Annotated in this window: 9 protein-coding genes; 5 read left to right on the top strand and 4 right to left on the bottom strand. The window is 76.7% G+C overall.

Annotated features, from left to right (window positions below; all coding sequences use genetic code 11):
* The coding region (locus MY520_RS27085; protein ID WP_436695801.1) for an ATP-binding protein at positions 1-2527 on the top strand (2527 nt) is incomplete at its 5' end.
* A 6-nt stretch (positions 2528-2533) separates the two neighbouring features.
* On the opposite strand, the gene MY520_RS27080 is transcribed toward MY520_RS27085, so the two are convergent.
* Positions 2534-3202, bottom strand: a complete 669-nt coding sequence (locus MY520_RS27080) for a hemerythrin domain-containing protein (RefSeq protein WP_436695800.1) — start codon at positions 3200-3202, stop codon at positions 2534-2536.
* Positions 3203-3355: 153 nt separating this feature from the next.
* On the opposite strand from MY520_RS27080, the gene MY520_RS27075 reads away from it, so the two are divergent.
* A complete protein-coding gene (locus MY520_RS27075; RefSeq protein WP_436695799.1) occupies positions 3356-3706 on the top strand; it encodes a hypothetical protein in 351 nt (116 codons plus the stop codon).
* A gap of 1 nt (position 3707) precedes the next feature.
* Here the strand turns inward: MY520_RS27075 and MY520_RS27070 are convergent, their stop codons facing one another.
* Both MY520_RS27070 and MY520_RS27065 read right to left on the bottom strand, forming a co-directional pair.
* A complete protein-coding gene (locus MY520_RS27070; protein ID WP_436695798.1) occupies positions 3708-4859 on the bottom strand; it encodes an NAD(P)/FAD-dependent oxidoreductase in 1152 nt (383 codons plus the stop codon).
* A gap of 471 nt (positions 4860-5330) precedes the next feature.
* Positions 5331-8144: a BTAD domain-containing putative transcriptional regulator gene (locus MY520_RS27065; protein ID WP_436695797.1), complete on the bottom strand. Its 2814-nt coding sequence runs from the start codon at positions 8142-8144 to the stop codon at positions 5331-5333.
* A gap of 66 nt (positions 8145-8210) precedes the next feature.
* Here MY520_RS27065 and MY520_RS27060 point away from each other — a divergent pair, with 66 nt between their 5' ends.
* Together MY520_RS27060 and MY520_RS27055 are read left to right on the top strand one after the other, a co-directional pair.
* The gene (locus tag MY520_RS27060) at positions 8211-8537 is read left to right on the top strand and encodes a hypothetical protein (protein ID WP_436695796.1); all 327 of its coding nucleotides are present in this window, start codon (positions 8211-8213) and stop codon (positions 8535-8537) included.
* A 29-nt stretch (positions 8538-8566) separates the two neighbouring features.
* Positions 8567-9850, top strand: coding sequence for a hypothetical protein (locus tag MY520_RS27055; RefSeq protein ID WP_436695795.1), 1284 nt, complete (start codon positions 8567-8569; stop codon positions 9848-9850).
* A 10-nt stretch (positions 9851-9860) separates the two neighbouring features.
* Here MY520_RS27055 and MY520_RS27050 read toward each other — a convergent pair whose 3' ends face one another.
* Positions 9861-11390 (bottom strand): APC family permease, encoded by a 1530-nt coding sequence (locus tag MY520_RS27050; RefSeq protein WP_436695794.1) that lies wholly within the window; start codon positions 11388-11390, stop codon positions 9861-9863.
* A gap of 303 nt (positions 11391-11693) precedes the next feature.
* Between MY520_RS27050 and MY520_RS27045 the strand changes: the two genes are divergently transcribed.
* A partial coding sequence (locus MY520_RS27045) for an aldehyde dehydrogenase family protein (protein WP_436695793.1) occupies positions 11694-12530 on the top strand: 837 nt, incomplete at its 3' end.

Raw genomic sequence — 12530 nt, 5'->3', positions numbered from 1 at the left:
CTTGCCGGCCGCGGCCGTGGCGGTGCTGGCCGGCCGGGAGGGCGAGCTGGCGGCGGTCGACCGGGCGCTGGCCGGCGCGGCCGGCGGCCGGGGCCGCACGGTGGTGGTCACGGGGGAACCGGGCATCGGCAAGACCCGCTTCACCGAGGAGCTGCTGGCCCGGGCGGCGACGGCCGGCTTCCGCTGCGGGCGGGGCACCTGGGACCCCGACGGCAGCCCGCCGCTGTGGGGCTGGACCCGGGCCGTCCGCGGCGCGTTCGGCAGCGAGGAGGTGCTCGCGCCGGCCGACGGCGGGGTGCGGGACGCGGCGTCGGAGAGCTACCGCCTGGCCGGGACGCTGCTGGCCGAGGTCGCGGCCGGCGCACCGGTCCTGCTCGTCCTCGACGACGTGCACTGGGCGGACACCGACAGCCTCCGGCTGGTCCGCCGGGTCGCCGCCGAGCTGGCCGGCGCGCCGGTCGTCCTCGTCGTCGCGCTGCGGGCCTCCCCCGCCGACACCAGCCCCGCGGTCGCGGACCTGCTGGGCGCCCTGGCCCGGGTCGACCCGGTGCGGATCGAGCTGCCGGGCCTCGACGCCGACGCCGTGGCGTCCTGCGTGGCCGCGTCCACCGGGGTGGAGATCCCACCGGAGGTGGCGACGGAACTGGTCGCCCGCACCGACGGCAACCCGTTCTTCGTGACCGAGGTGGCGCGGCTGCTGGCGGCCGACGGCGCGCTGGTCCGGCCGGACGCCCCGGGCTGGCGCACCGTGCCCCACGGCGTGCGGGACGTGGTGCGCCAGCGGCTGGCCCAGCTGCCGCCGGCCACCTCCGAGGTCCTCGCGGTGGCCGCGGTGGCCGGCCGCTCGTTCGAGTGGGCCACGGTCGAGCAGGCGGCCGGCCGCTCCGGCGCCGAGGTGGACGAGGCGATGGGCTCGGCGCTCGACCTGGGCCTGGTCGAGGAGCGGGGGCCGGGCCGCTACCGGTTCACCCACGCGCTGGTCCGCGACGCGGTGTACGAGCTGCTGCCCGGCCGGGCCCGGGCCCGGGCGCACGCCGGCGTCGCCGCGGCGCTGGAGGACGCGCACGCCGGCCGGGTGGCCGAGCACGCCGCCGAGCTCGCGGAGCACTACCGGCTGGCCGGGGACGCCCATGCCCGCTCGGCCTGGACGTTCGCCCGGCGGGCCGGGGAGACGGCGGCCGCCCGCTCCGCCCACGAGGAGGCGCGGCGGCTGTTCACCCTGGCCGCCGACCTGCAGGAGCGGGATCCGCTCACCACCGCCGGGGAACGCGAGTCGGTGCGGGTCGGGCTGGGCCGGGCGCTGCTGCGACTGGGCCGGCCGATCGACGCCTGGCCGGCGTTCGCCGCCGCCGGGGCGTCGGCGTTGGGCCGCGGCGACGCGCCGTCCGCCGCGCGGGCGCTGCTGGAGATCTCGCACGGGGCGGTCTGGGGCTGGCGGGTCCGGGCGCAGGTCGACGACGACGCCATCCGGCTGTGGCGCGCCGTGCTCGACACGCCGGACGGCGTCCTGCCCCCCGGGCTGCGCGCGCTCGTCGAGGCGGCGCTGGCGGTCGAGCACCTCTACGTCCCCGACGGCGCGGACAACAGCACCCGGCTGGTCGACTCCGCCGTCGCCCGGCTGCGGGCGACCGGTGCCGGGCCGCAGGAGATGGGCGCCGTCCTGCAGCTGGCCGCCGCCGCGCTGCCCCGGACCGACCTGCTGCACCGCCGCACCGCGCTCGCCGACGAGCTGGTCGAGCGTGCCGCCCGCGCCGGGGACGAGCCCGCCCTGGCGCTCGCGCTCACCCAGCGCGCCGGCGTCCGGGGCGAGCTGGGCCGGCTCGAGGAGGCCGACTCCGACCTGGTGCGGGCCCGGCAGCTGGCCGCGCGGCACGCCCTCCCGCAGGTCCTGCTCGTCTCCGGCTGGGGGCTGGCGCTGCTCCGGCAGGCGCGCGGCGACCTCGCCGGTGCCGAGGAGGACGTCGTCCGGCTGGAGCGGCTCGAGCACACCCTGGCCACGCCCGGGATCGGCATCGGGCTGGCGCAGCGGGCGACCATCCGGTGGGAGCAGGGCCGGCTGGGCGAGCTGGAGCCGGCGCTCCGGCGGGCCGCCGAGCACCAGCCCAGCGAGGTGCGCGACCTGCACGCCCTGGCGCTGGTCGAGGCCGGCCGGGCCGGGGAGGCGCGCCGGCTGCTCGGCCCGTGGGCGGAGCAGCCCCCGATCATCCGCGACTACCTGTGGACCAGCCTGACCGCGCTGCGCGCCCACCTCTGGTTGGCGCTGCGCGACCACGGCTGCCCGACCGACGCGGCGGCCGGCGACCTCCGCCGGCAGCTCGCCCCGTACGCCGACCGGGTCGCCGCCGGCGGCATGTCGGCCCTCTTCCACGGCAGCGTCGCCCACACGCTGGCCCGGCTGGCCGCCGCCGAGGGGGACGTCGGCGCGGCGCGGCGGTACGGCGAGGCCGCCCTGGAGACGCACCGGACGCTGGGGCTGCACCCGTGGACGGCGCGCACCGCGGCGGTGCTGGCGGCCCTGCCGGACTGACCCGGCTCAGGGCGTGGCGGTCCCGTGGATGGCCAGCGCGTGCCGGCGGAAGGCCCGGCGGGACAGCCGCGGCACGATCCACCGGATCGGCGGCGGCGCGTCGGCGAGCATCTGCGCGATGACGGCGGGGTCGCCCTCGTACTGGAACATGCCCAGGGCCAGGGACATCTCCTTGCGCGGGATGCTCTGCCGGCCGCGCTCCCCGAGCCCGTGCCACTCGGCCTCGGTGAGGCACCGGGCGGCGATGGGCAGGAGCCGCTCCTCCTCCGCGTCGAGGTGCTCGGCGAGGTGCACGTAGAGCTCGTCGAACAGGTCGGCCAGCCGGTCCCGGTCGGCCGGGTCGGCGGTCGCCGCCCAGCGCGGGCGCAGCTCCCCCACCGTGGCGAGCAGCGCGTCGACCTGCCCGTGCTGGGCCTCCATCAGCCGCACGATGGGAGCCAGCTCCTCGGGGACGCGGTCCAGCAGCATCGGCCAGAGCAGCTCGTCCTCGGTGGTGTGGTGCTCGTGCAGCGCCCGGGCGATGAACTCGAGGTGGTCGGAGACCACCCGCGCCCGCCGCACGTCGCCGTCCGCCACCCGGCGGACGACGCCGCCGGCGAGCCGGAACTCGCGCCGGAAGAAGGTGTGGATGGTCGGCATCGCGCTGGTGTCGATGGGTTCGGTCGTGGCGTGCACGGCGGTCTCCTCGGGTCGGCCGGATCTCGTGGACCGACGATCGGCCGGGCCGGCTGCAGTCGACTTGCAACGGCCTTGCACCCGCCTGCCGGCCTGGTCGACAACCCGGGGCCGCTGCTGCTGGACTGGGCGGCGACAGCCGGAGGAGCCGCCATGGCGAAGTACCTCGTGAACGACGCCGGTCTCGCGCACGCGCGGGAGCTCATCGCGGCCCGCCGGTACGTGCTGCGCAGCGAGTGGGGCCGCGTGCAGCCCTCCGCCGAGGAGGAGAACGCCTTTCTCGGCCGGCACTCCTGGGACGAGTACTCGGCCTGGCACCTCGCCCTCACCGACGGCGCCACCGACGGCACCAAGGCGCGGTACGCCTTCGTCTACGGCGACTTCCGCCGGGTGCACCGGATGGGGATCATCGCCTGCCACTACCGCGCCGCCGAGTGGGGTCACAAGGAGGTCGAGCTCGCCGCCCACGACCTGCTGCAGCTGCTCGACGCGACGCGGGCCTGACTCACGGAACGGCGGGGTCGGGGTCGGGGAAGGACCGGTCGCCGAAGAGGATGCGCCGGGCCGCGGCCCGCCCGAGCGGCGTGCGGAGCAGGCCGAACGCCGCTGCCGCGACGGCCGGCGTGCGCACCTGGGCCAGTCCCCGCCGCAGCAGCAGCCGCCCCCGGAAGGCGGCGCGGAGGGCGGCACCGTCGTAGTGGGTCAGCGCGTCCGGACGTCCGGAGCGCAGGGCGTCGTCGAGGACGTCGGCTGCTCGCTCCGACAGCCGCAGGCACGGATCCAGGCCGCCCGCGGTGAGCGGGGAGACCGCGCCCGCGGCATCACCCACGAGGAGCCCATCGGGGCAGCTGATCCGGCGCAGCAGGCCACCGACGGGGATCGGACCCCCGCGCCGCTCGACGTCGTCGGGCCGGTCGACGCCGGACAGCCCGGGCGCCGAGGCGCCGAAGCGCGTCAGGGCCCGGCGCAGGCCGTCGGGGAAGCGGTCTGCGTACCCGGCCACGCCGACGTGGGCGTGCCGCCCGTCGTTGACGACCCACGCCAGGTACCCGGGCGCGAGCGAGGGGTCGAGCACGCAGTGGAACGTCGGCGGCTCCTCGCTCTCGGGTGTCGCGAAGACCTCCTCGGCGCCGATCAGCAGGTGCTCGTTGCGGTCCAGGGCGAGGTCGCGGGCCACCCGCGAGCGGGCTCCGTCAGCGCCGACGACGAAGCGGGCCCGCACCCGGATCGGCCCGTCCGGCCCGGTCAGGTCGACGGCGTCCTCGCGCCGGCCCTCGTACCGGGTGCCCAGCGCCATCCGCACCCCGGCGTCCTCCGCCGCCCGCGCCGCCGCTCCGTACAGCGGCCCCATGTCGCCCACCCGGTACTCGTCGCGGGCACTGTCCAGGGTGACCGGGCGGCGCAGCCCCGGCGGGTAGAGCACCACCTGCCGGATCGGCGGCCCGAGACACTCCGGGGGCAGCGGGAAGTCGTCGAGCGTCTTGCGGACGAAGATCCCCGTGGTGCGGATCGCGCCGCTGAGACCGGGACGCCGTTCGGCCAGCAGCACGTCGTGACCCCGCCGGGCGAGCAGCGTGGCGGTGTGCAGTCCGGCCAGCCCGGCCCCGACGACCAGCACGTCGGCTGTCTGTGTGCCCTTCCGCTCGGCCGTCGTCACCAGCCGGTCCCGACGGCCGGGTGCGCCCACCCGAGGCACGCCCCCGGCCGACGAGGGAAGAGGCCGACGACCCGCTGGATCCGGTGCATGTATCGACAATCGCTGACTGTCTATCGACAGTCAATAGATCACGCTGGTGTGTCGGGGGTTGTCCACGCCCGGCCCATCCCGCTGTCGATTCCGGACTTTCCGCGCCGAAAGTCCCGGATGGGTCGCCCCTCCCCCTCACGTCTCCAGGACTCTGGGCAGCATGCCCGCGTCAGGGAGTTGGACTTTCGGCGCCGAAAGTCCGCCTGGGAATCGGACTTTCGGCGCCGAAAGTCCGTCGGGGACCGGCCCCAACCCGGCCCTGGTTCCGGACAGCCGGTGATGAGAAGCCGTCCCGTCCCGTCCCGGCCCAGCCCGACCGCGCCGCCGGTCCCGGACGGCGGCGTCGGCAGGGGAGGAGGCGGGCGATGAGTCGGTCAGGCGTCACCGTGGGGCGGCCCCAGCCTCCTCGTCCTCTTCTTGTCGCAGCGTGCCCACCAGGCGGGCCGCGAGCGCCGCGCCCTCCCCCGCGCCGGAGGCCGCGTACCACCGCGTCGCCGCCTCCAGGAGGTCCCGGGCCGCGGCGCGGTCCCCGGCGGCGAGGACGATCTCCGCCAGCGCCACCCGCGTCTCGGCGAGCAACCGGAGGTCCCCCGCCTGCTCCGCGCCCGCCAGCGCCCGCCGCATCGTGCTCGCCGCTCCCGGGTCGCCGGCCTCGTGCTGGGCCCGTGCGAGGTGGGACAGGTGCAGGGCGGCCGCTCCGGCGAACCCGAGCCGGCCCGCGGCCTCGGCCGCGTTCCCGTGGTGGCGGGCCGCGTCGGCGAAGCGGTGCTCGGCCTGGGCCACCCGGCCGAGGGCGGCCTCGGCGTGCAGCAGCGCCCACGCGTCGCCCAGGGGACCGAGGACGGCGATGGACTCCTCGCACGCGGCCCGGCCGGCCCCCGTGTCCCCGAGCGCCAGGTGGGCGTACGCGGCCAGGAGCAGCGCGCCGCCGGCATACCAGTCCGCCCCGCTCGCCGCGAAGGCCCCGCGGCAACGCTCGAGAGCGGCCAGCGCCTCGGCGGCGCGCCCCTCCTGGGTCAGGACGAATGCCCCGTACCAGCGGGTCAGGTCGGCGAGCGGTCCGTCGTCCCCGGCGAGGAGGAGCGCGGCGTCCAGCGTGGTCCGCGCCCGCCGCAGGTCGCCCGACATGGCCTCCAGCCAGCTCTCCAGCAGCAACGCCGTCACCCGGAGATCCAGTGGCGCGCCGTCGGCGGCCTCCCGGGCCGCGCGCAGCCGGGCGGCGGCCGCCGCGTCGTCGAGCAGCACCCAGGCCCAGCCGAAGCCGACGGCGATCCGCAGCCCGGTCTCCGGATCGGCAGCGCGGGCCCGGTCCAGGGCGGCGTCGATCGTCGCGCGCTCGGCGGCGGTGACGGCGACGGCCGCCGCCTGGCCCGGGCCCCGCACCTGCGCGGCCACGACTCCGGCCACCCCGGCGACCCAGGCGACCACGGCATCCGCCGCCACGTCGGCGGCGCCCGCCTCGGCCGCACGGTCTGCGGCGAAGGCGCGGACGCTGTCCAGCAGCCGGAAGCGGGTGGTCTCCGGCCCGCCCGGATCGGCGTCGAGCAGGGACCGGTCGACCAGCCGCTCCACGACGTCGAGGCCGGCTCCGGCGGGCACGCCCAGCGCCGCGAGCACGTGCTCCACGGCCGGCAGCGTGGCTCCGCCCGGGAACTGCGCCAGCGCCCAGAGGCCCCGCTGGTCGTCGGGGAACAGCAGGTCGTAGCTCCAGGCGAGGGCCGCCGCCAGCGTGCGCCGGCGGGCCGGCCGGCTCGACGTGGGATCGGCCAGCAGGGTGAAGCGGTCGTCGAGCCGCCGGCTCATCTCGGCCACCGTGAGGATCCGGGCCCGGGCCGCGGCCAGCTCGATCGCCAGCGGGAGGCAGTCGAGGGAGCTGCACAGCTGCGCGACCGCCGGCGCGGTCTCGTCGGTGAGCACGAACCCGGGGCGCCGCTCGGCCGCGCGTTGCGCGAACAGCGCGACCGCGTCCTCCTCGGGCAGCGGGGGCACGGTCCGGAGCAGCTCGCCGTCGATGCCGAGCGGCCGCTGGCTGGTGGCCAGCACCCGGATGCGCGGCGCGGCGTCGAGGACCTGGGCGACCAGTCCGGCGACGGCGTCCGCCAGGTGCTCGCAGTTGTCCAGGACGAGCAGCAGGTCCGCGCCGCGCAGCCCGCCGACGACGTCACCCGCGGCGTCGGTCCCGGGTAGGACGTCGCCCAGCGCCGCGGGCAGCTCGGCCGCCCCGCGGACGCCCTCCAGGCGGACCAGCCAGGCGCCGTCCGGTGCGTCGTCGAGCCGCGCCGCCTCGGTGGCCAGGCGGGTCTTCCCCACCCCGGCCGGACCCACGAGCGTCACCAGCCGGTGCGTGCGGAGGCTCGCCTGCAGCGCGGACAGGTCGTCGGCGCGGCCGACGAGCGGGGCGGACAGCGCCGGCACGTTGCCGCGGCGGGGCGCGCGCACGGGCGCGGTGGGCCGGTCGAGTGCCGGGTCGTGGGCGAGGACCTGCCGCGTCACGGCGGCCAGCTCGGCGCCCGGGTCGACGCCGAGTTCCTCGGCGAGCAGCCGGGTCACCCGCCGGGCGGCGGCCAGCGCGTCGCCCTGCCGCCCGGCCCGGTAGAGAGCGGTGATCAGCAGCGCCCACGACCGCTCCCGCAGCGGCTGCGCCGCGACGTGGGACTCGAGCTCGCCCACCAGCTCCGTCGCGGCGCCCGACGCCAGCCGCGCGGCGAACCCGTCCTCGACCAGCCGCAGCCGGGTCTCCTCCAGCCGGACCCGGTGCGGCAGCACCCACGCCGCCGGACCGGCGGCGGGCAGGACCTCGGAGCCGAACAGCTCCAGCCCCGCCCGGCAGGCGGCCGCGGCACCCGCGGCGTCCCCCGACGCCAGCAGCGCCGCGCCCCGGTCGGCTGCCTCCACCGCGCGCACGGCGTCCACGCACCGGGGGTCGACGGCGAGCGTGTACCCGGCCGGCCCGCCGGTCAGGGCGGCGGGATCGCCCAGGGCCCGGCGCAGCTGCGAGACCTTGGCCTGGAGCGTGTTGCGCCGGGCGCCGGTCTCGTCGGGCCAGAGGTCCTCCAGGAGCCGCTCGGCCCGCACCGGCCGGCCGGCGTCCAGCGCGAGCCGGACGAGCAGCTCGGTCGTGCGCCCGCCGGGAACGGCGGCGGGGACGCCGTCGATCCGCACCTCGACGGCGCCGAGCACCGCGACGGTGAGCACCGGCCGAGCGTAGGGGCGTCAGCCCGTCGTCAGTCCGTCGTCAGGCCCCCCTCCGACGCTGTTCCCGTGGACACGACCTCCTCGCAGGACCTGATCCGGCGCCTCGTCGCCGGGGACCCGACGGCGACCCCCCTCCTGGTCGACCGGGCGGGCACGAGCGCGGATCCGGCCGTGCTGGTGGCCGCCGCCCTCGTCGTCCCCGTGTGGGAGCCCCTGCTCGAGCGGGCCGCCGCCACCGCACGCGACGTCCCGGAGCGCCAGGTGGTCGCCATCGCCGCGGCGCACCTGCGCGGGGAGCACGACCGGGCCCTCCTGCTCGCGCGCGACCACCTCGCCGACCACCCCGGCAACGCCCTGGTCGCCCACATCGCCGCGGCCGCCGGCCGCTGCTGACCCGCACCGCCAGAGACGGAGAAACTCCCATGACCCCTCGCCGCACGGCCGCCGCGATGCTCGCCGCCGCCGTCCTGCTCAACGTGGCCTTCACCGGCCTCGGCTCGGTCTTCGACTACCCCGACGTCCTCAAGCAGCCGGCGGACGACGTGCTCGCCTCCTTCCGCGCCTCGCAGGCCGCCATCACCGGCTGGTTCCTCGCGCTGGCCGTCGGCGCGGCGATGATGGTGCCGATCGCCGTGGGCGTGGGCCGGCTGTCCCGGTCCGCGGCCATGCGGTGGGCGGTTCCGGTCGGCATCGCCGCGGCCCTCGTCCAGGTGGCCGGCCTGCTCCGCTGGCCGCTGCTGGTCCCCGGCTGGGCCGCGACGGCGGCCGGGAACGACCCCGCGGCCGCCGACGCCGCCCGGCAGTCGTTCGGCACGGCCAACCGCGTGCTCGGCAACCTGATCGGCGAGACCGGCGGCTACCTGCTGACCGCGGCCTGGACCGGCCTCGTCCTGGCCGCACTCGGCACGGCCTTCGCCGGGCGGCTCTTCGTCGCGCTGGGCGCGGGATCGGCGGTGCTGGTCCTCGCCGGCGTGCTCTCCCCGCTGGACCTGCCGCTGATCGACACCGCGAACTTCGTCGGCTACATCCTGTGGAGCCTCTGGCTGCTGGCCTTCGCCGCCGTGCTCGTCACCAGGCACCGGACGACCCGCGCCGCGGGTCCCGTGACGGGCCGCACCGCACGGGCCACCCGATCCCCGTTCCTGCGGTCCTGGGCGATCTGGACGGCCGGGTTCCTCGCCTTCCCCGTCGCGGGCCTGGCCGGTACCGCCGTCGCCGGCCGCGTCGACAGCCCGCTGGCCGCCCTGACCGGCGGCGCCGTCGCCGGCCTCGTCATCGGCGCCGCCCAGACGCTGGTCAGCCGCCGGCGGCTCGACCCGCGCCGCTGGATCCCGGCCACCGCGATCGGCATGGGCCTGGGGCTGCTCCTCGGTGCGGCCGCCGTCGGCTACGGCACCTCCCTGGCCGACCTCGCCGCGATGGGCGCGCTCACCGGGCTCGTCCTCGGGCTCGCCCAGGCGCCGGCGCTGCCCCCCGCCACCCGCCGGCGCTGGGTCTGGGCCCTCGCGCTGCCCGCGCTGTGGGCACTGGGCTGGACCGCCACCACCCTGGGCGGGATCAGCGTGGAGGACCAGTTCGTCGTCTTCGGCGCCTACGGGGCGGTCACCTTCTCCGCCCTGTCGGGGCTCCTGCTGCACGCGCTGCTGCCGGTCGGTGCCACCCCCGGCACGGAGTCGGCAGCGGCGCCGGTCGGAGCGGCGGCGTGAGCGACCGGCGTCACTCGTCGAAGACCAGCGACGGGGTGTCGGTCCGCAGCGTCTCGCCGCGGAAGAACTCCGGGTGCCGCGCCCGCCAGGCGACCATCAGCACCGCGCCGAGGAGCAGCAGCCCGATCCCGATGACGAAGACGCTGCCGATCCCCAGGACCGAGGAGCCGCTGCCGTAGGCGGGGTCGAGGGTGTCGACCGCGGTCTGCACGAACACCGCGGTCAGCATCAGCGCCCCCGCCAGCGGCAGCACGCCCTTGAAGACGAGGTCGCGGGCGCTGCGGCGCAGTTCCCGCCGGAAGTACCAGACGCAGGCGTAGCCGGTCAGCCCGTAGTAGAAGCAGATCATCAGGCCCAGCGCGTAGATCGTGTCGATGAGGACGTTCTCGCTGATCAGCGTCATGCCGACGTAGAAGACCGCGGTGCCGACCCCGGCCACGAGCGTCGCGGTCGACGGCGTGAGGTACCGGGGGTGGACGTCGGCCAGCCGCTTCGGCACGGCGCCGTAGGTCGCCATCGCCAGCAGCGTGCGGGTCGGGGGCAGGAACGTCGTCTGCAGCGAGGACGCCGAGCTGGCCACCACGGCGAGGAACAGCAGGAAGGCCAGCCCCGGGCCCATCACCGGGCCGGCGAGCGCGGCGAAGACGTTGTCCTCCGTCTCGGGGTTGCCGAGCCCGGTCCCCTCCCCGCCGACCCCCGCGTACATCTGCACGGCGATGGCCACGCCGAGGTAGGTGACGATGATGACGACCATCGTCAGGAGGGCGGCGCGGCCCGGCGTCCGCGCGCTGCCCGCGGTCTCCTCGTTGACCGTCAGGCAGGTGTCCCAGCCCCAGTAGATGAAGATCGACAGCGACAGGCCGGCGGTGAAGGCGCTGAACGAGGTGATCGCGGTCGGGTCCAGCCAGGACGCCTCGAACGGGATGCTGCCCGGCGCGGAGCCGGCCTTGACCAGGGCCGTGACGGCGAAGACGGCCAGGACGACGAGCTGGAACCCGACGAGCACGTACTGGACCCGCTTGGTCACCTCGACGCCCCGGTAGGTGATCCAGGTGGCGAGGGCGACGAAGGCGACGCAGGTGAGGACGTTGACCAGGCGGTCGTCGCCGAGCGCCGCGACCGACTCCGAGCCGGTGAGCTCACCCAGCAGCAGGTAGAAGAAGGACACGGCCACGCCGGCGAGGTTGGACAGCACGATGATCGTGGCCAGCAGCGCGCCCCAGCCGCACAGCCAGCCGACGTAGGGGTTGAACGCCTTGGTGGTCCAGGTGAAGGACGTCCCGCAGTCCGGCGCCACCCGGTTGAGCTCCCGGTAGGCGTAGGCGACCAGCAGCATCGGCAGGAACCCGGCGAGGAAGACGGCCGGCATCTGCAGGCCGACCTCGGTGACGGTCGGCCCGAGGGTCGCCGTCAGCGCGTACACCGGCGCGATGCTCGACACCCCGAGGACGACGCTGGCGAGCAGGCCGACCGAGTTCGTCGACAGGCCCTTGGTGCGGAGGTCTCGCGTCGGGGTGGAGCGCGGCGCGGCCAGGGACATGCGGTGTCCTTCCTCGAGGTCTCCGGCGGACGCGGAGACGACAGGCGACACCACAGCGGTGTGCTGTGGGCCACACGCAACCCAGCCAGCACCGGCCCGCCGGAACAAGTGCCACATCGTCACCGTTCCGCCGGGCCGCGCGCCGCTGCGGCACTTGCTCGCCCTCGGGCAGCCGGGAGCATGAACCGGGACGACGACGGATCCCGTCGTCGTGACACCCCGCCGCTACGGTTCTCCGAGAAGAGGGCCGGGCGGACGACGGATCAGCCCGCACGGCAGCGCGGGCCGGACAGGAGAAGAGCCGTGAGCGACAAGCTGGAGCTGCGCAACCTGGTGGGCGGCGAGCACGTCGACGCCACCGACGGCCGCCGGTCCGACCTGGTCGACCCGGCCACCGGGGAGGTGTTCGCCACCGCGCCGGTGTCCGCCGCCGAGGACGTCGACCGCGCCTACCGGGTCGCCGCGCGGGCGTTCGAGAGCTGGCGGGACAGCACCCCGGCCGAACGGCAGCGCGCCCTCCTGCGGCTCGCCGACCTCGTCGAGGAGCACGCCGACGAGCTGGTGGCGCTGGAGAGCCGGAACACCGGCAAGCCGCTCGGCCTGACGGCGAGCGAGGAGATCCCGCCGATGGTCGACCAGATCCGGTTCTTCGCCGGCGCGGCCCGCACGCTGGAGGGCAAGGCCGCCGCGGAGTACCTGCGGGGGCACACCAGCTTCGTCCGGCGGGAACCGATCGGCGTCGTCGGCCAGGTGACGCCGTGGAACTACCCGATGATGATGGCCGTCTGGAAGATCGCCCCGGCGCTCGCGGCCGGGAACACCGTCGTCCTGAAGCCCAGCGACACCACGCCCGTCACCACCCTCAGGCTCGCCGAGCTGGCCGCCGAGGTGCTGCCGCCCGGCGTCCTCAACGTCGTGTGCGGCGACCGCGACACCGGGGCCGCCCTCGTCGCGCACCCGATCCCCCAGCTCGTCGCCATCACCGGGTCGGTGCGGGCCGGGATGGCGGTCGCCGGGGCGGCCGCGCACGACGTCAAGCGGGTGCACCTCGAGCTCGGCGGCAAGGCCCCGGTCGTGGTCTTCGACGACGCCGACCTCGAGGCCGCCGCCGAGGCGATCGCCGTGGCCGGCTACTTCAAC

It is taken from the genome of Geodermatophilus sp. CPCC 205506 (assembly GCF_051383635.1).
Classification (GTDB): domain Bacteria; phylum Actinomycetota; class Actinomycetes; order Mycobacteriales; family Geodermatophilaceae; genus Geodermatophilus.
The sequence above is the reverse complement of the archived record's forward strand: the minus strand, read 5'-3'. Positions and strand labels throughout refer to the sequence as shown.